The organism is Segatella copri, from assembly GCF_019249765.2.
Taxonomy (GTDB): Bacteria; Bacteroidota; Bacteroidia; order Bacteroidales; family Bacteroidaceae; genus Prevotella; species Prevotella copri_K.
Window position 1 is genome coordinate 3,161,193 of record NZ_CP152484.1, and the last position, 22,543, is coordinate 3,183,735.

General features: G+C 45.6%; 18 protein-coding genes, 1 tRNA gene and 2 pseudogenes. 13 read left to right on the forward strand and 8 right to left on the reverse strand.

What is annotated here, in order from left to right:
- Positions 1-22 precede the first annotated feature (22 nt).
- The 3 genes from pafA to KUA46_RS13455 all read right to left on the reverse strand — a co-directional run bounded on the left by pafA (position 23) and on the right by KUA46_RS13455 (position 4,106).
- Positions 23-1,633, reverse strand: a complete 1,611-nt coding sequence (gene pafA, locus KUA46_RS13445) for an alkaline phosphatase PafA (RefSeq protein ID WP_218487544.1) — start codon at positions 1,631-1,633, stop codon at positions 23-25.
- An 81-nt stretch (positions 1,634-1,714) separates the two neighbouring features.
- Complete coding sequence (locus KUA46_RS13450; protein WP_218487554.1) at positions 1,715-3,685, reverse strand: heavy metal translocating P-type ATPase; 1,971 nt, start codon at positions 3,683-3,685, stop codon at positions 1,715-1,717.
- A gap of 347 nt (positions 3,686-4,032) precedes the next feature.
- Positions 4,033-4,106, reverse strand: a tRNA-Ile gene (locus KUA46_RS13455).
- 178 nt (positions 4,107-4,284) lie between these two features.
- On the opposite strand from KUA46_RS13455, the gene KUA46_RS13460 reads away from it, so the two are divergent.
- The 7 genes from KUA46_RS13460 to KUA46_RS13490 all read left to right on the forward strand — a co-directional run bounded on the left by KUA46_RS13460 (position 4,285) and on the right by KUA46_RS13490 (position 13,161).
- Positions 4,285-6,924 (forward strand): calcium-translocating P-type ATPase, PMCA-type, encoded by a 2,640-nt coding sequence (locus KUA46_RS13460; protein WP_218487545.1) that lies wholly within the window; start codon positions 4,285-4,287, stop codon positions 6,922-6,924.
- A 45-nt stretch (positions 6,925-6,969) separates the two neighbouring features.
- Entirely contained in the window at positions 6,970-7,908 is a 939-nt protein-coding gene (locus KUA46_RS13465; RefSeq protein WP_218487546.1) for a bifunctional riboflavin kinase/FAD synthetase, read from the forward strand.
- Positions 7,909-7,958: 50 nt separating this feature from the next.
- Positions 7,959-8,792 carry a CPBP family intramembrane glutamic endopeptidase gene (locus KUA46_RS13470; protein ID WP_218487547.1) on the forward strand — a complete coding sequence of 278 codons (834 nt, stop codon included), beginning with the start codon at positions 7,959-7,961 and terminating at the stop codon, positions 8,790-8,792.
- 80 nt (positions 8,793-8,872) lie between these two features.
- Positions 8,873-9,751, forward strand: a complete 879-nt coding sequence (locus KUA46_RS13475; protein WP_218487548.1) for a hypothetical protein — start codon at positions 8,873-8,875, stop codon at positions 9,749-9,751.
- A 542-nt stretch (positions 9,752-10,293) separates the two neighbouring features.
- Positions 10,294-11,526 carry a phage integrase SAM-like domain-containing protein gene (locus KUA46_RS13480; protein ID WP_218487549.1) on the forward strand — a complete coding sequence of 411 codons (1,233 nt, stop codon included), beginning with the start codon at positions 10,294-10,296 and terminating at the stop codon, positions 11,524-11,526.
- Positions 11,527-11,590: 64 nt separating this feature from the next.
- On the forward strand, positions 11,591-12,802 hold the full coding sequence (locus KUA46_RS13485; protein WP_218487550.1) for a site-specific integrase: 1,212 nt from the start codon (positions 11,591-11,593) through the stop codon (positions 12,800-12,802).
- Positions 12,799-13,161 (forward strand): hypothetical protein, encoded by a 363-nt coding sequence (locus KUA46_RS13490; protein ID WP_434725799.1) that lies wholly within the window; start codon positions 12,799-12,801, stop codon positions 13,159-13,161. The genes KUA46_RS13485 and KUA46_RS13490 overlap by 4 nt, the downstream gene beginning before the upstream one ends.
- Positions 13,162-13,394: 233 nt before the next feature.
- Here the strand turns inward: KUA46_RS13490 and KUA46_RS13495 are convergent, their stop codons facing one another.
- Both KUA46_RS13495 and KUA46_RS13500 read right to left on the reverse strand, forming a co-directional pair.
- Complete coding sequence (locus tag KUA46_RS13495; RefSeq protein WP_008628594.1) at positions 13,395-13,703, reverse strand: helix-turn-helix domain-containing protein; 309 nt, start codon at positions 13,701-13,703, stop codon at positions 13,395-13,397.
- Between the two features lie 82 nt (positions 13,704-13,785).
- Positions 13,786-14,097 carry a helix-turn-helix domain-containing protein gene (locus KUA46_RS13500; RefSeq protein WP_008656559.1) on the reverse strand — a complete coding sequence of 104 codons (312 nt, stop codon included), beginning with the start codon at positions 14,095-14,097 and terminating at the stop codon, positions 13,786-13,788.
- Between the two features lie 397 nt (positions 14,098-14,494).
- On the opposite strand from KUA46_RS13500, the pseudogene KUA46_RS13505 reads away from it, so the two are divergent.
- A pseudogene (locus KUA46_RS13505) lies at positions 14,495-14,692 on the forward strand (DUF3408 domain-containing protein); the annotation flags it as partial.
- 40 nt (positions 14,693-14,732) lie between these two features.
- Here the strand turns inward: KUA46_RS13505 and KUA46_RS13510 are convergent.
- Positions 14,733-16,310 (reverse strand): IS1634 family transposase, encoded by a 1,578-nt coding sequence (locus tag KUA46_RS13510; protein WP_218487981.1) that lies wholly within the window; start codon positions 16,308-16,310, stop codon positions 14,733-14,735.
- A 101-nt stretch (positions 16,311-16,411) separates the two neighbouring features.
- Here KUA46_RS13510 and KUA46_RS13515 point away from each other — a divergent pair, with 101 nt between their 5' ends.
- The 5 genes from KUA46_RS13515 to KUA46_RS13535 all read left to right on the forward strand — a co-directional run bounded on the left by KUA46_RS13515 (position 16,412) and on the right by KUA46_RS13535 (position 19,718).
- On the forward strand, positions 16,412-16,801 hold the full coding sequence (locus KUA46_RS13515; protein ID WP_334650066.1) for a DUF3408 domain-containing protein: 390 nt from the start codon (positions 16,412-16,414) through the stop codon (positions 16,799-16,801).
- A gap of 184 nt (positions 16,802-16,985) precedes the next feature.
- Entirely contained in the window at positions 16,986-17,399 is a 414-nt protein-coding gene (locus tag KUA46_RS13520) for a plasmid mobilization protein (protein WP_218487301.1), read from the forward strand.
- Positions 17,396-18,346, forward strand: coding sequence for a relaxase/mobilization nuclease domain-containing protein (locus KUA46_RS13525; protein ID WP_218487302.1), 951 nt, complete (start codon positions 17,396-17,398; stop codon positions 18,344-18,346). The genes KUA46_RS13520 and KUA46_RS13525 overlap by 4 nt, the downstream gene beginning before the upstream one ends.
- Before the next feature lie 35 nt (positions 18,347-18,381).
- Entirely contained in the window at positions 18,382-19,134 is a 753-nt protein-coding gene (locus KUA46_RS13530) for a hypothetical protein (protein ID WP_218487303.1), read from the forward strand.
- A 203-nt stretch (positions 19,135-19,337) separates the two neighbouring features.
- A complete protein-coding gene (locus tag KUA46_RS13535) occupies positions 19,338-19,718 on the forward strand; it encodes a copper resistance protein NlpE N-terminal domain-containing protein (protein ID WP_334650065.1) in 381 nt (126 codons plus the stop codon).
- Between the two features lie 157 nt (positions 19,719-19,875).
- Here the strand turns inward: KUA46_RS13535 and KUA46_RS13540 are convergent, their stop codons facing one another.
- Positions 19,876-20,316, reverse strand: coding sequence for a hypothetical protein (locus KUA46_RS13540; RefSeq protein WP_118082132.1), 441 nt, complete (start codon positions 20,314-20,316; stop codon positions 19,876-19,878).
- 141 nt (positions 20,317-20,457) lie between these two features.
- Positions 20,458-20,649, reverse strand: a pseudogene (locus tag KUA46_RS13545) (hypothetical protein); the annotation flags it as partial.
- Positions 20,650-22,543: the final 1,894 nt, after the last annotated feature.

A 22,543-nucleotide genomic window follows, 5' to 3' on the forward strand; every position in this document is an offset into this window, starting at 1 on the left:
TTATCTGGCTTTTTGCTTTTTATTAGAATATCGGTGTGCCGATGCAGCCGTTAGGTGCCTGAATATGCAGCATCGCACAAACGGTAGCGGCAATATCTGTCATATAGTGAGGCTGGGCACTCTCGCCGTGCTGGATGCCCCAACCCATAAACAGGCAAGGAATATGGATATCGTATGGATTCCATGCTCCGTGGGTAGTTCCCTTGCTGCTGTAATAATCGTAGTGACCTGGTTTCAGTACAATCTGAACACCTCCGCTGCGCTCGCGGTTATAACCGTTAATGGCGCGGAACTTCAGCTCTTCAGGGATGCTCTCGATAGAGGTCTTCTCCATGTCGAAGGCATAGTGCACGTCCTTGTCTTTCTTCAGTCTGTCTACTACCACCTGCTTGATGGCTGCGTAATCCAGACCGAGTTCCTCGATGATGTCTGTATTGAAGAATACCTGATAGTTCATAATGGTCTTCACGAGGTCCTTGTCGGTGTTGAACTTTGTCTTCAGACTCTTGTTCAATTCATCTACCAGTCCCTTCTTGTTCCAGATGCCGGCAGGGATTCGCTGGTCTTGCAGGAAGGTGGCGTTGTTTACGCCTCCATGGTCGGCGGTGAGGAAGGTGAGATAATTTCCCTTGCCCACGGTTTGGTCGAGATAAGCGAAGAAATCTGCCAGAGCCTTATCTAATCTAAGATAGCAATCCTCTGTTTCGATAGCGTTTACGCCCACCTGATGACCGATGTAATCGGTGCTGGAGCAGCTGATGGTCAGCAGGTCAGTATCTGTGTTTCTACCCAGATTTTCTCCCTCAATGGCAGCCTTGGCAATATCGAAAGTCAGGTTGCAGCCGAATGGGGTACTGCGGAGAATCTTGTAACCATGCTTCTTATATAAGGTAGGCAGATCGAGTGGCAATACTGCCTTTTCGCCTTCAACAATTCCATTCTCGTAGTTGTTGTCATCGCTGGTGCTCTCCTTGTAGGAATCGATAGGGTAGAGCGTCTCCCATTTCTTGGAAAGATACTTGTTAGGGAGTTTCTGCTTGTTGAACTTGTTCACCCACTCAGGCAACTTATCCATATAGAAAGTACTGGTGATGAACTTGCCCGACTTGTCATCAAACCAGAAAGCGCCATTGGCGTGATGGCCCGCAGGGAGGATGGATGCTCTGTCTTTCAAGGCTACACCAATCACCTTAGAGCGGTTGTTGGTAGCCAGACGGAGTTCATCACCGATGGTGGTTACCCACAGATTGCGAGGCGACATCTTGCCAGCCTTGCTGTCTGAACCTACCGGGTTGACGGTATCGTCGGCAGTACAATACACTACCTTTCCATCTTTCACGAAGTTGTTTCCTGCAATTCCGTGGATGGAAGGAACGGAACCGGTCCAGATAGAAGAGTGCCCGATGGCTGTAACCGAAGGGATATAAGGAATCTTGCAATTTTCTACGCTGAATCCTTCTCCGAGCATTCTCTTAAATCCGCCTTCGCCGTAGCGGGCGTAGTAGCGATAGAGATAATCCCATCGCATCTGGTCGATAACGATGCCTACAACGAGCTTAGGGCGTTGAGGCTGAGCCTGTGCAATGCCGCAGAAGCAGCAGAGCACGAAGATGAGTTTGATAATCTTATTCATAGTCAAAATGTCTTTTTTATACATAACCATTCAGTATTGTATATTGCTATTCGGTTGCAAAGATACAACTTATTTTGGTATTTAACGATAAAAAAGACGATTTTTACCCAAACTTCTCATGGCGTTCAATACAGCCAGTACCGTAACACCTACATCGGCAAAGACAGCCATCCACATGGTGCCGAGACCAATGGTGGCGAGAATCAGTACGGCAACCTTCACTCCGATGGCAAATACCACGTTCTCGTGAGCGATATGAATGGTTCTCCTGGCTATCTTCACGGCAAGGGCAATCTTTCTAGGGTCATCATCCATCAGTACTACATCGGCAGCTTCGATGGCTGCATCGCTACCCAGTCCACCCATGGCAATGCCCACATCGGCACGCTTCAATACAGGGGCATCGTTGATGCCATCGCCTACATAAGCGAGCGTCTTGCCTGCCGGTTTTGTCTTCAGCAGTTGTTCTACATGCGAAACCTTGTCGGTTGGCAGCAGTTCTGCGCGGCACTCGTCCAGTCCCAGTTTGTGGGCAACATCTTCTCCCACTTCTCTGCGGTCGCCCGTCAGCATTACCGTTTTCTCTACTCCCAGTTCTTTCAGCTCTCTGATGGCATGGGCGCTTCCTCCCTTAAGGGTGTCGTTGATCACAATATGTCCCGCATACTTGCCATCAATGGCGACGTGGATGATGGTTCCCACCTGGTTGCAGTCGTGCCATTTTGCACCGATGCTTTCCATCATCTTCTTGTTGCCCACGCAAACCACCTTGCCGTTCACTTTGGCACGGATACCCTGTCCTGCAATTTCCTCTACATCGGTCACCTCACAGCCATCCGTTGCTTCTTGCGGGAAGGCAGTCCGCAGGGCTGCGCCGATAGGGTGGGTAGTGAAATGTTCAGCATGAGCTGCCAGATGAAGCAGGATTTTCTCCTTGTCAGAATATTCGCCAATATGCACATTATCTGCATCGTGGGATGAATGGTCTGGGCAGGAATCATCAGCATGAACAGCTGCCACGGCAAACTCTCCATGGGTCAGAGTTCCGGTCTTGTCGAACACAACGGTTCCCACCTTGGCCAAAGCATCCATATAGTTGCTGCCCTTGATGAGAATACCATTCCGGGATGCTCCGCCGATGCCGCCAAAGAAGGTGAGGGGCACGCTGATGACCAGGGCGCATGGACAGGAAACTACCAGGAATATCAAGGCGCGGTTGAGCCATAATGGGAAGTTCTCGCCAAAGGTTCCTTCGCCGACGATTCCCGTAGCTGCCAGAAATGGAGGAATAACCGTCAGGGCAATGGCTGCGAAAACAACGATAGGAGTATAGACTCGGGCGAAACGGGTGATGAAAGCCTCGCTCTTCGACTTGTGCTTGTCTGCACTCTCTACCAGAGAGATAATCTTGGATACGGTACTCTCGCCAAAACTCTTGGTGGTGCGTACACGAACTACTCCTGAAAGGTTGATGCAACCGGACATGATAGTATCGCCTTCATTCAAATCCCGTGGCATACTCTCACCTGTCAGGGCAATAGTATTCAAGGCTGAATTGCCCTCTACAACAACACCATCCAAAGGCACTTTCTCTCCCGGACGGATTACGATAGTTTCTCCTATCTTGACGTCTTCCGGCGAAACCGACTCTACCTTTCCGTTTCTTTCAACATTCGCTACATCCGGTCGGATATTCATCAGATGCGAAATACTGTCGCGACTCTTTCCTTCCGCATATCCTTCGAAGAGTTCGCCCACCTGAAAGAAGAGCATCACAAAGACTGCCTCTGGGAATTCTGTATCTGATCCTGGGAAGAATCCGATGCAAAGGGCTCCGATGGTTGCAATAGCCATCAGAAAGTTTTCGTTAAACATATCGCCCTTGGCAATACCTTCTGCAGCTTCGCCCAGCGTCTCATGTCCTATCAATAAATAAGGAATGAGATAGACGAGGAGCAACTGCCAGGTAGCCAGACTGTATTCCTTTTCGATGAAAACAGCGATAATCAGGAGGATGATGGTTGCTCCTATCAGAAAGAGTTTGGATTTCAAACCGCCTTCTTCATGGTGATGATGGTGGTGGCAACCGCACCCCTGGTGCTCATGTTCTTCTGTGCCGCATGAGCAGTCATGATGATGTTCGTGAGAATGTTCACAATGGCATTCATGATGATGTTCGTGAGAAAGTTTCATTTCTTCCATAATTTTGCAATACTTTTAGTTCTATATAACCAGGAACATTCAGTTCCTTTTTCTATTTCGGTTGCAAAATTACGAAAAGGTTTCTGCAACTTGGTTGCAAAAGCTCCAGTTGGCCTCTTTTTTTTCTGTCGGATACGTTTTGTGAAAAAAGAAAAACAGCGGCCTACGATTGCTCGTAAGTCGCTGTAATAGAAGCGTGGACCAGCTAGGGCTTGAACCTAGGACCTCCAGATTATGAGTCTGTTGCTCTAACCAACTGAGCTACAAGTCCGTTGAATTTTTATCAAATTCGAGTGCAAAGATACTAGATTTTGGGCAAATAACCAAATAAAATCTTAAAAATTTTCTTAGAATCAGAAAAATAGCGTATCTTTGCACCAAATTATGTGCGCACACGTGCGTATGTACTTATTAATCGTACAAAAAAGAAAAAGAATTTCTATTCAGAAATGGACATAGACAAAAATAAAAGAATCGGTCTTACCGATGAACAAGTTAAACAGAGTAGGGAACAGCATGGCAAGAACGTGCTTACCCCTCCTCAACGTACTTCATTATGGAAACTGTATTTGGATAAATATCGCGACCCGATTATCCAGATACTTCTTGTGGCGGCTTTCGTATCCCTCATCCTTGCTTTTATCGAAAAGAATTTCATGGAGACCATCGGTATCTTCGTGGCAGTTTTCCTTGCTACTACCGTGGGCTTCTACTTTGAGCGCGATGCTGCCAAGAAGTTTAATCTGCTTACGGCGCTCAGCGAAGAGCAGCCGGTTAAGGTGCGCCGCAATGGTAAGGTGATGGAGATTCCGCGCCACGATGTGGTGGTGGGAGATGTAGTGCTCGTAGAAGTGGGCGACGAGGTGCCTGCCGATGGAGAACTCATCGTCTGCAACGACCTGCAGATTAACGAATCTGCCCTTACGGGCGAACCTGTTGCCGAGAAATCTCTGGAAGGCGGTGGCGATGGTGCCTATCCTCGCAACGTCATCCTCCGTTCTACCATGGTGATGAATGGCAGGGGCGAGTTCGTGGTTACTGCCGTGGGCGATGCTACCGAGATTGGTAAGGTGGCGAAGAAATCTACCGAGCAGACTTCGGTGGAGACACCGCTTCACATGCAGCTCGACAAGTTGGCTAAGATGATTTCCAAGGTAGGCTCTGTAGTATCTGTGGCAGCCTTCTTCATCTTCCTGATTCACGATATCCTCACCAATCCGGCATGGGGCGGCAAGGATTATTTTTATCTGGCAGAAATCGTGTTGAAATACTTCATGATGGCTGTTACCCTGATTGTGATGGCGGTGCCGGAGGGATTGCCGATGGCGATTACCCTTTCTCTGGCGCTCAACATGCGAAGAATGCTGAAGTCGAACAATCTGGTGCGCAAGCTCCATGCCTGCGAAACCATGGGTGCCGTTACCGTAATCTGTACCGATAAAACCGGTACGCTTACCCAGAACAAGATGCAGGTGAGTGCCTTGGAACTCAAGCAGGGCGATGAGGCGCTGCTTGATACTGCCATTGCCCTCAACTCTACAGCCGAGTTGAATGACGGCAAACCTATCGGAAACCCTACCGAGTCGGCTCTCCTGCTCTGGCTCGATGCCCAGGGCAAGGATTATGAAGAACTCCGCAAGCAGGTGAACGTGCTCAAGCAGTTGCCTTTCTCTACCGAGAGAAAGATGATGGCAACCTTGGCAGAAGTTGATGGCGAGACCTATCTCTTCGTGAAGGGTGCGCCTGAAATCGTGATGAAGAAATGCATCATCGAAGATAGAATGCTGAGACAGTCAGCCGAAGAACTCGATGAGTGGCAGCATAAGGCGATGAGAACCCTGGCGTTCGCCTATAAGAAGATAGAAGCTTCTATCATGAGAACTTCCAGAACCTCTACTGCCGAAGTGGTAGCACTTCTCGATGCCAACGATCTTCAGTTGCAGGCCATTGCAGCCATTGCCGATCCTATCCGTCCGGATGTTCCTGCCGCCGTGCAGGAGTGCCGCCATGCGGGTATCGAGGTGAAGGTGGTTACGGGTGATACGGCTGCCACCGCCTTGGAGATAGGTAAGCAGATAGGTGTCTTCGAAGATGAGCCTGAGAATATCGGAGCAGATGGCTCTCTGACCTCGCTCGACCAGCAGATGATTACGGGTGAACAGTGGGAGGCTCTTTCTGATGAAGAGGCTTACGAACGGGCAAAGGATATCCGTGTGATGAGCCGTGCCCGTCCTACCGATAAGCAGCGACTGGTGGCCATGCTCCAGAAGCGTGGCGAGGTGGTTGCCGTAACAGGCGACGGTACCAACGATGCTCCGGCGCTTCACTATGCTCACGTGGGCTTGTCGCTGGGTTCGGGAACTTCCGTGGCTAAGGAGGCTTCGGATATGACCCTGCTCGATGATTCCTTCAAGTCTATCGCCAACGCCGTGATGTGGGGACGCTCGCTCTATCGCAACCTGCAGCGCTTCCTCTTCTTCCAGTTGGTAGTAAACGTGGCAGCCCTCCTGCTGGTGCTTGGCGGCTCAGTTATCGGAACCGAGATGCCTCTGACGGTTACTCAGATTCTCTGGGTGAACCTTATCATGGATACCTTTGCAGCCTTGGCACTTGCCTCATTGCCTCCATCTCACGAGGTGATGAAGGATAAACCACGCAAGGCATCCGATTTCATCATCAACAAGAGCATCGGTTTCGGCATTCTGTTCTGCGGCATCGTCTTCTTCCTCGTGATGTTTGCCCTGCTGGTTTACTGCGAGCGCAGAGGCAAGGGGGGAGTAGATGTACATGAACTGACCATGTTCTTCACCACCTTCGTGATGATCCAGTTCTGGAACCTCTTCAATGCCAAGGCGCTGATGAGCCATCATACTGCTTTCCGCCATTTCCTGAAGGATAAGGGAATGATGCTGGTGCTTGTACTGGTATTGGTGGGTCAGTGGATTATTGTAACCTTTGGTGGCGAAATGTTCCGCACCACACCATTGTCGCTCCACGAGTGGCTGCTCATCATCGGCTCAACCTCCGTTGTACTTTGGGCGGGCGAGCTGTGGAGAACTTTTAAGAGAATGATAGCAAAGAGAAGATAATCCATCGGAGTTCTTCTTCTGATATGAATGTTAAAGACAGTCCTTATGAATACAATACATTATAATGATATCGTGCAGTTGCCGCCTTGTGTGGCAACCATCGGTTTCTTCGACGGGGTGCATCGGGGACATCAGTTCCTGATTCATCATCTCGTAGAGACGGCACGAAAGGATGGCTTGCAATCTACCGTCATCACCTTCGATGCGCATCCCCGCAAGGTATTGCAGGCAGATTATCAGCCAGAGATGCTGAGCACGCTCGATTCCAAGCTGCTGCTGCTTTCGAAGACGGAAGTGGATAATGCTGTGGTGCTGCATTTCGACAAGGCGATGGCTGCCATGTCGGCAAGAGAGTTTATGCAGCAGGTGCTCCACGACCATCTCAACGTAAGGAAGCTCTTCATCGGCTACGACCATCGCTTCGGTCACAACCGCGAGGAGACTTTCGAAGATTACGTGCGCTACGGCAGGGAGATGGGCATCGAGGTAATCAGGAACGAAGCCTTCCAGATAGATGGCATCAACATCTCTTCTTCTGTAATCCGCTCTTTCCTGAAAGAGGGAGAAGTGGAGATGGCAGCCCGGTGCCTCGGTTTCCCTTATACCCTCATCGGAAAGGTGGTGAATGGATTCCACGAAGGCAGAAAACTCGGTTTCCCTACAGCCAATCTCGACATCTCTCACTTCGGACAGTTGATTCCTGCCCCTGGTGTCTATGCCGTAAGGGTAAGACTGGAGAATACGGTGGTATGGAAACGGGGAATGATGAATGTGGGCAATCGCCCAACCTTCAATGGCAGACAACTGACGCTAGAGACGCACATCTTCAATTTCGACGGGGATATTTATGACCAGCTCTTGCTCGTAAGCTTCGTGAAGCGAATAAGGGGCGAACAGAAGTTTGACAGTCCCGAGGAGTTGGCAGCGCAGCTGAAAGAGGATGAGCAGACTGTGCTGGATCTCTTTGAAAAGGAAGCGGAATGATAGCGAGAATGCTATTAACTATAAACGATTAATTATAAACAGTAAAAGCAATGGCAAAGATTAATTTAAAGAGAGGTTTGACGGATATCGTCCTCTACCTGATTATATTTATAGTAGTACAGATTATCGTGATGTATGCTGGTGCAGGAATCTGGGCGGGCATTAAGGGCGAAGGTTACCAGGCAACGCTCCTGGCTATCAGTTCGGGCAGCAATCCTATCCTGATGGCGCTTACCTCAGCGTTCAGCAACGTTATCACCCTCGTCATCTTCCTGAAGACGAAGTGGACACCTCTGACCCGCGATTATCTGCTTTCCAAGCCTTGGGCAACGCTTCTCTGGGTGGCATTGTTCGCCCTGGGAACCATCATTCCTCTGGAGTTCATATATGAGCAGATAGGCATCGAGATGGACGAGAATGCCGAGCAGATACTCGCATCGCTCATGAAGGAGCCTTGGGGTTATGTGGCTATCGGCGTTCTGGCGCCTTTTGCTGAGGAGGTTGTGTTCCGTGGAGCCATTCTCCGCACCCTGCTGGGTCTTATGAGCAAGAAGAACCATTGGGTAGCCATCATGATTTCGGCTGCCATCTTCGGTCTGGCTCACGCCAACGTAGCGCAGTTTGTCAATGCTCTCCTGCTGGGCTTACTCCTGGGTTGGATGTATTATCGCACCAAGAGTCTTGTTCCGGGCATCCTGCTCCATTGGGTGAATAATACGATGGCGTATGTCCTGTCCAATATCATGCCTCAGAGCGATGGCAAACTCATCGACCTCTTCCATGGCGATGAGAAGACCATGTATTATGCCGTAGGCTTCTCTCTCTGCATCATGATTCCAAGTTTCATACAGCTGGTTATCAGATTAAAGAAGGTGAAGGCTTAAGAGATAAATAAACGAGTAAAAAGGTTACCTGGATGGGTAGCCTTTTTTCAGATATATAACCGGATAGATAAGTAGATTTTATGAAGATTATAGAAAGCAGTATCATAGGAAAGAAGAGCCAGGAGGCTTGTGAGGATGGAATGGTAGTTACCGATGATTTCATTGCAGTGATTGATGGCAGTACGAGCAAGACGCCGAAGCATCTCAATCCTGATATGAAGAACGGAAGATACGCCATGATGCTTATCTCGGAATATATCCGGGAGAAACTGAAGGCGGATGCCTCGGTAGATGAATTCTGCCAAGGCGTAACGGCGTATATATATAATAAGGTGTATGAAAAGCTTGGGGTGGAAGAGCGGTTGAAGGAACATCCCGAAGAGCGGCTTACCGCCTCGGCTATCCTTTATAGCCGGATAAGGAATGAAGTATGGATGGTGGGCGATTGCCAGGCAATCATCGCCGGAAAGCTCTATGAGAACGGCAAGCCTTATGAGCAGGAGATTGCCAGAAAAAGGGTAGAGTTGATAGAGCAGGGTCTTTCGCCTGCTGAGGCTAGAAAGCAGATAGAGCCATTATTGATCAAGGCGATGCTTTCGGGTCAGAACCAGACCTATACGGTTATTGATGGATTTCCTATCTATCGGGAGGGAGTGAAGGTTGTCTCTGTTTCAGATTCTTGTTCTGTTCAAGATTCTGTTCCAGCATCAGATTCTGTCCCTTGCTCTGACTCCGCTTCTGCATCAGATACAATTCCATCTTCTTCCTCCGAGATAGTCTTGGCGAGCGATGGCTATCCGTTCCTGAAGCCAACCTTGGCAGCGAGCGAGGCGGCATTGGCAGAGCAGATTGCCAACGACCCTCAGAACATCCATTCCTTTATCGCCACCAAGGGCATCGTAGAGGGCAATAAAAGCTTTGATGATAGAACTTATATCCGATTTTCGCCAGAAAAATAAAACACGGACAAATTGAATTTGTCCGGCTCGCTTGTCTGGCGGCTTGTAACTATCAAATAATCAAATCTTTATAAGCCTTCGGACAATTTGTCCGGACAAATTCAATTTGTCCGTGTTATTTTTTTAGCATGAATTTGTAAAGAAAAGCAAGGATTTCCATCCGGTAGGCGATGTATTCCCAAGAAGAAAACGATGACTTCTGCCCCGAGAAACGGTGAGTTCTGGAGGAGAAAACTATGAGTTAGTATTTTTAACATAAAGCTCTAAAGCAGTCAAAGGAGAATAAGAGAGGTTGGAACGTAAACAGTTGGGAATGAGCAGATTTGCACAAAGTTGCCAAATCGGCATAAAGCAAGCGAGTGAGGAATATTGAAGTAGTTCAGTTACTAAATCGTGAGCCACAGTTACCTATGCAAAGCAGGTAACAATGCGGAAAGGCAACTTTGTGCATCAACGGATTTTATTGCACTGATTCTCAATGATTTGCGTATCAAGGAACGCTTACAAAATGATTATATTTGCACACTCAAAATGTAAGCGTTATGAAAATCGAAAAATTCAAGGTGTTGCTCTACCTAAAAAAGAGCGGAATGGACAAGAATGGAAAAGCTCCCGTCATGGGACGCATCACGGTGAACAGGACTATGGCGCAGTTCTCCTGCAAGTTGTCTTGCACTCCATCGCTTTGGAATCCTCGTGCCAGCCGATTGGAGGGCAAGAGCAAGGAAGCCGTGGAGACCAACAAGGACATCGAGCAGTTGTTGCTTTCCATCCAAAAGGCTTTCGATGTGCTTGTGGAAAAGAGAACGGACTTCGAGGCTAAGGATGTCAAGGAGGCTTTGCAGGGCAGCGTCAAGACACAGACCACCCTTCTCTCCTTCGTGGACGAGCATATCAGCGAACTCAGCACCCATGAGGGCATCGATATGTCGAAGAGCAGTGTCTGGACTTACAGAAAGATTCGCAAGAATCTCGCTGAGTTCATCGGGGAGAAGTATAGGTTGACTGATTTGGCTTTCGGACAGCTGACCGAGCCTTTCATCAGTGACTTTCACCATTACTTGCTTGACGAGAAAGGCTTTTCATCAGGAACCATCACCATCTATGTGTCGCTCTTCAAGAAGATGTGCCGCATTGCCTTTGAGCGAGGCTTGTGCAAGAACCTGCTGTTCGCCCATTATCGGGTTGGCACTCCAAGGGTTACGACACCCAAGTCTCTCAGCATGTCTGATTTCATAAAAATCCGTGATGTGGAACTGCCCGAAGACAAGCCGAGACTATCCGTTAGCCGTGACCTGTTTCTTTTCGCCTGCTATGCAGGAACAGCCTTCATAGACACCGTTTCCATCACGAAAGCCAATGTCAAGGTGTTGGAGGATGGCGACAAATGGCTCGTCTATAACCGCAAGAAGACCGGAACACTTGCCAGGGTGAAACTCCTGCCCGAGGCGTTGGAGCTGATGGCGAAATACGAGGATGGGGCAAGAGATACCCTTTTCCCATTGCTGAGCACGAATCGTGTTCGTATCGATCTCATCACCATCTGCAAGTTGGCGGAAACGAGCAAGACCTATTCCTACCATTCGGGACGACACTCGTTCGCCAGCCTCATTACGCTGGAGGCTGGTGTGCCGATGGAGACCATCTGCAAGATGCTCGGTCACAAGGATGTGAAGATGACGCAGCGGTATGCGAGAGTAACCCAAAAGAAGCTGTTTGAGGACATGGACAAGTTCATCGCTGCAACCGAGAAGGACTTCGTTCTCGCATTATGAACAAGGCTTTCAACTTTTCTTTTTACAGTTTCAACTACATTATTATATTATAAGGACAACAACTATGAGCAGAAGTACATTTTCAATTTTGCCTTACATCAACAGACAGAAGGTGAAGGCAGATGGAACAGCCAACATACTTTGCCGCATCACCGTTGACGGCAAAAGTGCAGCCATTTCCACAGGCATATCCTGTACCCCACAGGAGTGGAACGCCAAGAAGGGAGAGGTACGGAACGCAAGGGACAACGGACGATTGGCAAGTTTCCTTGCTGAGGTCAAGGATAAATACAACTCACTTCTTACCGCCAATGGCATCATCACCGTGGAAATGCTGAAGGCTGTGTTGAAGGACAAGGACACGACAGGAAGGTTCTTGCTGAACTTTGGTGATACCATCGTGGAATGGTATCGAACTTCAAAAGCCAGACAAACCTTTCTGCACAAGCGAACATGGCAGAAGAACCTGAGGGACTTTGTTCATACTTTGGATAAGGAAGACATAGCCTTCGAGGACATTGACGAGAACTTCGGGGAGGGATACAAACTGTTCTTGAAGCGAGACCAGGGACGTATCGACAGCTACGTGAACCATTGCCTTCTCTGGCTGAACATGTTGATGTACAAGGCAGTGGACAGGAGCATTATCCGCTTCAATCCCATAGCCAAGATAGGGTATGAGAAGAAGGCAGCCCCGAAGATGACCCATATCAGCAAGGCAGACTTCATCAAGATGCTCTCTACCCCGATGGCTGACGAGCGAACGGAGCTTGCACGCAGATGTTTCATTTTTGCCTCGCTCACCTCCTTATCCTATATAGATGTAAAGAAACTGTACCCTCACCATATCAGTGAGAACTCCGATGGCAGGAAGTTCATCCGCAAGGAAAGAGAGAAGACAGGCGTGGAGTTCTTCGTGCCGCTCCATCCGATAGCCGAGAAGATTCTTTCGCTCTACAATACCACGGACGACAGCAAGCCTGTTTTTCCACTGGGTGAGAAGAAAGACATCTATCTTGATGTGCATACCCTTGGAATGGTGCTTGGCATAAGTAATAAGTTGGGATTCCACGCCAGCCGCCATACATTCGGAGTCTTGATGCTCAACGAGGACATTCCCATCGGCAGCATAGCCAAGATGATGGGACACGCAGACATTACAAGCACACAGGTCTATGCGCAGGTGACGGAGCAGAAGATTTCAAATGACATGGATAATCTTATTGCCAAGCGAGAAAGGAACAGATTATCGAACGAAAAAACTATTGGAAAATGAACAGAGGAGTTATAACTATCAGCGAGAACGGAAAGGTATCCATGCCGACCGATACTGTATGGATGACCATGCAGGAGATTGCCGACATGTATAATGTATTCGGCTGCTATGTGCGCAAGGCTGTCAAGGCTGTATTCAAGGATGGCATTCTGAAAGAGCAGGGTGTACGCCGTCATGTCAGGAAGAACGACCGCATCAGCTATGATGTGTATAGCCTTGAACTCGTCATTGCGGTAGCCTTCCGTATTGACAGCATTGAGAGCAGAGCCTTTCGGGAGTTCATCATGCAGTCCGTCATCGGCAGACAGACAAGCCGCACTAAACTGGTCTGTATCTTTACAGAGAATACAATGGCATAGACCTGCCATAAAGCAACGTTCCTTGGAGGCTTTGCGCCTCCAGCCACTTGGGCGAACCTCCGCAGTGTGTTTTAGCATGGTATTAGATTTATACAGGTAACACAAATGATACCCGGGCAAACACGACCAACTCGGTATAGCCAATAAAACGAGGCGACAACCTATAACAACCACGCTCGGTAAGTTATACGTTGTCGCCTTGTTCATTTCACACACTCATCAAGGACATTCTCCTACACACCTTTCATTCTGTACGCTTCACGATAGTTAGCCATCAGAATCTTCTGAATGTCGGACTCGCGGTAGAGTATCTTTCCGCCAAGCTGGATATACGGGATGACACCGTTGTTTCGGTAGTCCTGCAGGGTTCTTCGGCTCAGTTGCAGCCTGGCGCAAAGCTCCTTGTCCGTCATGAACCGCTCACCGCCAAGCATGGGGCGGTAGTTCATCACGGCACGTTCAAAATTGTCAACCATTCGGTTGAGGTGGTTCACGATGTGGTTCATCCACTCGCTGTTTCTTGTCATTACTTCATTGCTCATAGTTGTCTCGTTTTATTGTTGATACTTACGTTACTCGGTTTACTTGCTGCTTTGGATTAAGTGGCTGTTGTATATTGACAGCCTAACCTGTGCGCTTGCGAAAGCGCATGTCCTTTTTCTTGTCCTCCACTACTGCTACGATAGCCATCACGTCCTCCGGCTTGTAGTAGGTCTTGTGGCTGATTTGCGTATAAGCCAAAGTTCCGTTGTCCCGAAGCGTCTGCACTGTCCGTGGGCAGATGTTGAGCGTCTGACACACGTCCTGCGTGTCGAGCCACTTGTTCATGGTCTTGTCCTCACTGCGCTCACGGATTCTGTCCATGCGCTTCACGAAGTTCTCCAACTGGGCATCAAGATAGTTGAATGCCTCTTCCTCGAATACGATGAATCCCATACTTTTCTTTTTTCTAAGTTAATACTATGTTGTATGTCGCAAAGCTCCACGCATATGCAGTGCTCCACGTTTGTGAGTGCAAAGATAAGGCACGGCAATCTAAAAACAAGCGTTTTCAATTTCTGTGGCAGTATGTTGCCGGGGTTTGCCGACTTCAACGCCAAAAACAACAAGAAAAACTTGCACGACTGCAACGAATACATGAACAATGATGAGTTGAGAAATACGTTGAAGTTCTCACAACTATCTCGGTATGCAAATAAGCAAGCCACAACTAAATTGCCACGTTACACCCAATCAGTTGCATGGCTGCACTCAGTACACTTACTTTGCACCCGACAATCGGTCAATGGTGCAAACCGTGACCACTATACCAACAATTTAAACAATGTAAGTTATAGCAAAAACAAAAGATGCAGTCTTGACTCCTGGGCAAAAGGAGCTGATGGAAAAAGAGTATTTGGATTATGTTAAACCATCTACGTATGGCAACAAAGCCAATCCAAATAGTTGTAATTCTCTCTATGATGATGTAGAGAACCCAGAGTTGAGAGCAATTGTTGAGAAAGTTGCTGCAACAACTCCCATCAACGAATGACCTGACTTTGACTATGCGTCACCCATCTTGGATTTTTCTATTTTTCGGGGGCAGAATCGTCACTTTTGCCCCCGTCTAGTATCTTTTGAACATCAAACAAGGGCTTGATAGAGTGTTGGGCAGGAGTCAGCAGCAATGTTTCTTGCCTGACCTTCCCATTATTCGGCATGTTGATTCTGATAGTAGCTATGGTCTTAGCAATTTTCAAAACTGAATCTACACTTTTGTTTATCTTGGCAATTTTTAAGATACGCTCCAGTTCTTTATACACCTTGTATGCAATGAAGCATATGCAGATATGTGCCTCTATTCTTTTCTCTGTGAAATGAAAGATGGGGCGTGCCTCCAAGTTCCCTTTGGTTACACGAAAGGCTCGTTCCACGACCCATAGACCGTGGTATTGTTCGACAACTTCCTTTGGTGTGATGGAAGTATTGGTTATATAACCTTTCAAGCCATCCCACTGTGAATCTTCCTTGATTTTGTCTTCGCTGATAACTACATCTATGTCTTTGCTGATTTCCAAGAATTTATTATAGCCACGCTTATTTACGGAGGCTTTTGTGATTTTTCCATTTGCATATGCCTTCTTGAGCCTTGCCACTCCCTTATCACGATTATGTGCATCCTTCTTTGCTCGTTCTTCGGAATAGCCGAGGATCAATCTTGCATTGTCACCATATCTGTATTCGTGAAATTTTCCAGGCATCTTGTCTTGCTGCAAGATCCATTCTTTTATCTGCTCAGACTCTGTATGAATACGAGCACCTATTATATATTTGTATCCTGCATCCTCCAGTAACTTTACATTGCGCTTACTCATGAGCCCTGCATCAGCCACCACTACAAAATCGTCCAGAAAGAAGCGTTGTATGAAATCATCTATGATAGGTAGCATGGTGTATCCCTCGTATTGGCTTCCATTGAAAATACAATACGACAGAGGATAGCCATCACGGCTGACCAAGAGGCCTAGCACTATCTGCGACTCTGATGTCTTGCCATCCTTTGAAAAACCAGACTCTCGCAGCACATCTGTTCTACTGGTCTCAAAATACAGTGTGGTCACATCATAGAACATCAGACCTACATGTCCACCGAGTATGCGCTTGGTGTGCTCTACACTGATGCGTTGTACCTCTTCTTTTTGGGTATAGTACAACTTGTCCATGTAGCGATAAAGCTTATACAACTCGACATCTTCATCAAAGTATGACTTCAGGTAATCTACTGTTGCGTGTTTGCTCATGGGTTGAGAGATGCGAGCGATAACCAAATGGCGAAGTATGGAATCTTGAATTTGGTTGAAACCTATGCTGTCATATACTTGGTTTAGGATAATTTGGTGTCCATTTAGAAGCAGGGAGTCTATGTTAGACAGTACTCGTTCTGTCTCTTCCTCTTCGTTTTGCTTGATGTCTGGTTCTGTGAAGTTAATCTCTTGCTGTCCACCATAAGTTCTTATCCATTTGTTCGCTTCTAGGCACAGAGCATCCGCTTCGGCATCTGTCTTCGCAACACCGAAACTCTTGATTTCACGGAACTTGCCATTGCTCTTGTCCACCACAAGCACTCCGATATGCCCACTGCGGTGCTTCTTCTTACGTACAAACATGGTGCAAAGATACAAAAAATAGTCGTTGCGTCACCCATTTACAGAGATTATTTTTGCTAAATGCCTGAAAATTAGGATATGTTATTTTATAGGTACACATTTTGTCAAAGTCAGGAAATAGTTGTAATTCTCTCTATGATGATGTAGAGAACCCAGAGTTGAGAGCAATTGTTGAGAAAGTTGCTGCAACAACTCCCTATAGAGAGGAAACATCAACGAATGAGGCTCAATCGCCACCGAATCCGCAGAAGCGCATCAGCGGCAAGCAGCGCAAGGCGACATTAGAGGAATATCAGCAGACCTTCCTCCAAGTTCCAAGGATTGACGACCGCAAGCCAGTCTTCGTCAGTTCCGATGTACGAGACCGTCTTGATCGTGTCGTCCGCATCCTCGGAGGGAGACGCATGAGCGTATCGGGCATCATCGAGAACATCGTGCGCCACCACCTAAGCCTTTATGAAGAGGACTTCGAGGCTTGGCGCAAATTGTGAGAATTAAGGTCTGCGACCTTGGACGTGGATAGCTGAAAGGCTGTAGTTCCAACTAACGTGTTCTGAGAGGGAGCGAGGTTATGTTTTGGGAATCCCAAAACGCCTCGCTCCACCATGAGGGCGGAGGGATTTTGCTCCCAACGGTCGCAGAAAGTGAGTGTACCAACTGTAATCAGTATATAGAATGACAAACATACAGGAACAAGACAAGAGAAAGGGCGGAAGACCACCCACAGGCAGGGTTCGCAAGCTGTCGAAGTCTGTCACGGTGAAGTTCTCAAAGCCAAGCTATAAGGCATTGAAACTGAGGGCAAGAAAAGCTAACCGCAAGTTGGCGGAGTACATTCGTGAGTCCGCCTTGAACGGCGAGGTGGTCAGTGGACACAACACTGAGACGATAGCCATCGCCAAGAATCTCATTGGCATGGCGAACAATCTCAACCAACTTACCAAGCTGTCGCATCAGAGAGGTTTCCATGAAACTCATGTGTATGTGGTGGACTTGTTGAGAAGATTGAAAGCAATCCTTGGCGAGTATCGCCAAGCAAGTTATAAACCGAAGCCAAGCAGTATGGGCAGAAAGGAGGATACCACATGATAGGCAAGCTAAAGAAGGGCAGCTCATTTGGTGGTTGCATCCGCTATGTGACAGGCAAGGACGAGGCGAAAATCCTTGCCTCTGATGGTGTGTTACTCGGCACGAATGCCGAGATGACGCAAAGTTTCGAGCTACAAAGGCAACTAAATCCAAGGATTAAGAAGCCTGTGGGGCACATAGCTTTGAGCTTCAAGCCCGAGGACAAGCTACGTTTGACGGATGAATTCATGGCTAAGATAGCCCTTGAATACATGCAGATGATGGGGATAAAAGATACTCAATTCATCATCGTAAGGCATCACAATACGCACAATCCACATTGCCATATTGTGTACAACCGCATCAATAATGAGGGCAAGCTCATATCAGACAGGAATGATTACAGGCGTAATGAGCAAGTGACCAAGGCTCTTAAATCCAAGTATGGATTTACCTACGGAACGGACAAGAGCAATACTAATACTCGCAAGTTACGCAATGCTGAGCGTGCCAAATATGAGATTCACAATGCTGTTAAGGACGCATTGAAAATGGCAGATAGTTGGGAAAAGCTCAGAAGCGAACTTGCAAAACGAGGTGTTCGCTTGGAGCTTGTCTATAAGGACAAGGAGAGAACCAAGGTACAAGGCATCCGATTCTGCAAGGACGGATATAGTTTCAAGGGTACGCAGATTTGCAGAGAATGCAGCTTTGGCAAACTGAATGCGAGATTAGAGGGAACGGAGAACCTTTTATCAGCAAGAGCCAAATCTGCTCAGCAATACGAGCAAGGCAATAACAAGAACAACCAGGAGCCATCCATATCGGAGAGCAGTCAAGACCCTTGGAACGGCATTTCTTCCATTGGGCTTTTTGCTCCTGCCAATGCTCAGACCTTTGAGCCATTCCCAGGGGATGAATCAGTCAAGAAGAAAAAGAAGAAATGCAGAAGAGGCTTTAGCCTTTGATGCAAGTTACAAACCATTCAAACAACATAAGAAAGATGAAAGAAGAAATGTTAGAAGCCATCTACGGCACAGTTGAGAGATTGGAGCAAAAAGTCGATGAACTTTCTGCCTCACCAAAGAATACAGAGGCGGAAAGCACTCCGGCCTCTGTAAGTGTTGATACTAGCAAACTTGAAAAAGCTATTCTTGCTATGGCTGTAAAAGAAGGGGAAGCTATTGACAAATTGGTAAGATTAAGAGAAGCTATCTGCACTTTTACCGACCTTACCAAAAAAGAAGCAAGCAAAGATGAACAGCGAAGTAAACTCTTGTTTGATACTGTTAATCAGGTGAAACAAGAGCAGAATGCCACATCAAAAATTGTGCAGGACAAACTTCACGCAATGGATAACACACCTCTGAAGAAAGTAGTGACTCATCGCTTCGAGCCAACTTCAAAGTCTGTTCTTCTTTTCATTGGTGGCTTGGCTCTATCTCTTGTTCTCTCCATTTGGGGCAATCTCACCCAATGGCGAGAGCATCAAGATTGGGAGGAGGCAGATTTGAAGTATCGGGCTTTGAAGATGGTGCTTCCATCCGATGACCCCAATGTTCGATACATCGAAAAGAATTTTTCTGTATGCCCAAATAAAGAAGTTATTGAGAAAGTGAGAACTCGTGTAAATATTTACGAGGACTCAATTCGCTACCATAACGAAATGATACAGATGGCAGCAATTAAAGATAGCATTGCTAATAGCCTATTTAAAGAGGCGAATGAAATTAAACAGGAAATTAATCTGAAATAATAGACAACGACCATCTGGTAGCGCATCCTTCGTTTCGACAAGATTAAGACTAACGGTCTTCGCATCGTATTCGATAGCGCAAGGGCTTGTCCGTGCATCAACAATGTTTCAGCATACTAACTTTCATTCAACTCTCAACTATTCATCCGTGTCCGTGATGCCACTCGTTTGACATTGCGGTCACATTTTCTTTTATGACGGTTGTGAAAAAGAAATTGATAATAATAACTGTTTTGGTTATCGCTTTGGTTACATCTTATATATTCTGCGGTACTGACAAAAATGATACATGGATTGACTCAATTAAAATAGAAGAATATACGGCTGCTTTAAGCAACAAGATTGATTTGGATTCTATTGCGGGAACTTATTGCGGTGTATTACCGCCGAATGTGGAAACAACACTCATATTAAATGCTGATGGTACCTATAGTTTGAAGAAGAAATATCTAAACGAATCGGATAGCTGTGAAGTGTTGAACGGAATCTTCAAATTGCTTGACGGCAGTATTCTGATGTTAGAACATTTGTCAAGTGGTTATAATATATTTTACAAGGTAAAGAATGATAGTTGCATTATCTAATAGATTCATTTGGGAATGAGCCAAGAAGCGCAAAGACCGGTGTACTGAAGAAAAAATAATAAAAATAAAACCCGTGGGTTGTTGTGTCTCACTCACGGATTTTATTGATATTTTCTCCTAACTAATTATATATTCTTTTTAATAAAAATCTTTATAATTAAGGCTCTTGTAATTTCCTACTAGACTTTTCATCACACTTATAATGTAAATTTCCAGAAGAATCTGTATAAAAATACTTTATTATATTTACTTTAGCTCCCATCCCGTTATGTCTTATTACATATTGAGTGTTTGGTAATAGCCTTATATAGGAAGGATTATACCGAAATTCTTGCTTATAAGAAGACGATTCTATCGCTTTAAATTTCTTTGATATTCTTTTTTTTAAACAAATAGTATCCACCTCTCTACATGTTCCCTTTGTCCGCAAAAAGAAGTCATATGTATAAGATTTGCTAAAGCTATCTAATGGCTCAATAGAAAAATGCAACAGATTGTAAATATAAAAAGTCTGTTCCTTTTCATTGAATTCTACATCATGATTGTCACATGAACAAATCAAAAATAAACACATGAAAATTTCTATTATATATTTCATTCTCAAAATCTATTGTGAATAGCCAAATCTTGACCATTCTTGTTAAACTTGTTTGTTAAGACATTTTTTATATTGGGCGGTATTCACCAATTGTGAAACCGCCCAATTTGAGGTGTCTATAACAGGGTTTCATACAAATCTCATCTGTCCGCCCGCCTTTCCGCTTTCGGGAAGTGCGGCCTTGTTGGCAACGCTGAGCACGTTGCTTACGGCATCGTAGGCATAGGCATTGTCCATGATGGACTTGCCGCCTGCGTTGACCGTCAGGTTCTGCAGCCTGCAGTGTGCGGGTTCGTAGGTGTAGAAAGTCTCTGCACCGTTGCAGTACTTCAGGTTGGTGCGCTGCTCGAATTTGTCATAGCCGATACGGTTCACGTAGTCATAGCCGTAAGACTTTCAATATTTCATAATCAGGTTTGCTATCTTATAACAACTCAAACGATTCCTTTTTATAGCATTATGCTAAAAAACATCAGATTTTTGAATCGTATTTATGTGATAAACGAGTCTTTTATTTATAGAGCAGAAGGAAGATACCTGTAATTTCTGTATTCCCTTCTGCTCAACTGTTTACTTTAAAACATGCATTATATCATGTAATATAATATCACCATTATCCCATAGAACATAAAACCAATACCGCCATAGTATCCCTTAAGAACTGAAGGATGAGGAATTGTTATTTTGAAATAAGTCCTATTAACAGGACTCTTTTTCTGTTCCATATATGTATCAATAAATATTTCTATACCAAATAATATTGCACAAAATGCATGACAGATGTAATAAAAAAAACTTATCACACCTAAGAACAGTCCTATCAATGAAGCTATTCCATATATATATGTGGAAAAACTTTTTTTACTCCTATTTCTGTATAAATATATAAGTATCCATACACTACTCAAGAGCGTTATGCAATTAATAAATATTATGCACCATAGAGGTATCGTATCCATTATTTATTATCTTTTGTATTATTATTTTTAGAGTCCTTTTCTTCTATTACCTTATCGGTGATTTTTTCAGCTCCAGAGATTTTAAGTTGGCGACTTTGATCTATCATGCGCTGTCAATTTGGAGTGTTTGAAAAATATAAAAACGTATGCCTCTGCCGCGCAGGGAGAGACCAGTGAGAGAGAACGGACTGTTACTACGGAGAAGAATTGTGATATAGGCTTGCTCCGTAAAGTCCTATTGTCACGTGGCAGGCCAATAGGCTTTACCACCAAACTAATGCTGCAAATATACAAAAAATAATCTTAATAAACGGATATAATCTTTAAGAAATTTGCTGATTTGGTGTTTTTTTCTTATGATTTTGGTCGATTTTGCAGAAATCTTTTACATCTGTTGTATGTACTGGAGTTAGTTTGGCAAAAATACACAAATGGTCACGGCTTCACTTTCTTATAATAAGAATGTAAATCATGGTTTGAAACTGTACACACTCGGAGTACAAATGAAAACAAGATATGCTTGTGTCGGAAAGGTATATATGAGCTGATGGTAGAGTCGTCATCAACAACACTGACCCCTGATGTGATAAAATCAGCAGGAATACTTGCTATTCATTTTTTATGATGGGGTTATGTTTACAAATTTGAGATTTCATGTAAAAAAGTCCTAATTTCTATGTTTCTCTTCTTGCAAATAATGGGATATTAAGAAAAATATCGTATCTTTGTCCCCGAATTGAAGCGTTCTTTGCATATTGCAAAATACAGAAACGAGCAGAAGTCCGCTCGTTTCCATATTGTTACCTAAATAATATAGGCAAACGCCCAACTTCTTGATTTTCAATCAAAGTCCAATTTAGAGCGAGTTAGTTTTTTTAACAAAAGGGGCAAAGGGTTAACAGGTTAACAGTTAACAGCTGTTTTTTGCATCCTCCCCCTCTCCTATACCTTAATATTATATATAAATATATATACTTATTATTATATGTGAGTGGGGGGAAAGTAGGCATTTTGGGCTGTTAACTGTTAACTCTGTTAACCCCCATCAGGAAAACCACCCTTTCAAGTCCTCCTTCTTAAGCTAGCCAGGAGCCTTATATGAAGGCAGGCAAGTGTCATCAATGATGACCGGAAGGAGGCTTAAATGAAGCCTCGCAGTGGCGATAAATTGAGCCACTTGTGTATCCTTTATCATACGCTTGCGTGCAAAATATATTAAATAAGTAAGGGCTGCCAGTACATCCTGGCAGCCCTATTACGTTAGTATG

What these genes read in the sequence shown, in the direction of transcription:
- pafA (WP_218487544.1), bottom strand. Translation starts at nt 1,633, where the DNA reads ATGAATAAGATTATCAAACTCATCTTCGTGCTCTGCTGCTTCTGCGGC.
- KUA46_RS13460 (WP_218487545.1), top strand. Translation starts at nt 4,285, where the DNA reads ATGGACATAGACAAAAATAAAAGAATCGGTCTTACCGATGAACAAGTT.
- KUA46_RS13465 (WP_218487546.1), top strand. Translation starts at nt 6,970, where the DNA reads ATGAATACAATACATTATAATGATATCGTGCAGTTGCCGCCTTGTGTG.
- KUA46_RS13470 (WP_218487547.1), top strand. Translation starts at nt 7,959, where the DNA reads ATGGCAAAGATTAATTTAAAGAGAGGTTTGACGGATATCGTCCTCTAC.
- KUA46_RS13475 (WP_218487548.1), top strand. Translation starts at nt 8,873, where the DNA reads ATGAAGATTATAGAAAGCAGTATCATAGGAAAGAAGAGCCAGGAGGCT.
- KUA46_RS13480 (WP_218487549.1), top strand. Translation starts at nt 10,294, where the DNA reads ATGAAAATCGAAAAATTCAAGGTGTTGCTCTACCTAAAAAAGAGCGGA.
- KUA46_RS13485 (WP_218487550.1), top strand. Translation starts at nt 11,591, where the DNA reads ATGAGCAGAAGTACATTTTCAATTTTGCCTTACATCAACAGACAGAAG.
- KUA46_RS13490 (WP_434725799.1), top strand. Translation starts at nt 12,799, where the DNA reads ATGAACAGAGGAGTTATAACTATCAGCGAGAACGGAAAGGTATCCATG.
- KUA46_RS13495 (WP_008628594.1), bottom strand. Translation starts at nt 13,703, where the DNA reads ATGAGCAATGAAGTAATGACAAGAAACAGCGAGTGGATGAACCACATC.
- KUA46_RS13500 (WP_008656559.1), bottom strand. Translation starts at nt 14,097, where the DNA reads ATGGGATTCATCGTATTCGAGGAAGAGGCATTCAACTATCTTGATGCC.
- KUA46_RS13510 (WP_218487981.1), bottom strand. Translation starts at nt 16,310, where the DNA reads ATGTTTGTACGTAAGAAGAAGCACCGCAGTGGGCATATCGGAGTGCTT.
- KUA46_RS13520 (WP_218487301.1), top strand. Translation starts at nt 16,986, where the DNA reads ATGACAAACATACAGGAACAAGACAAGAGAAAGGGCGGAAGACCACCC.
- KUA46_RS13525 (WP_218487302.1), top strand. Translation starts at nt 17,396, where the DNA reads ATGATAGGCAAGCTAAAGAAGGGCAGCTCATTTGGTGGTTGCATCCGC.
- KUA46_RS13530 (WP_218487303.1), top strand. Translation starts at nt 18,382, where the DNA reads ATGAAAGAAGAAATGTTAGAAGCCATCTACGGCACAGTTGAGAGATTG.
- KUA46_RS13540 (WP_118082132.1), bottom strand. Translation starts at nt 20,316, where the DNA reads ATGAAATATATAATAGAAATTTTCATGTGTTTATTTTTGATTTGTTCA.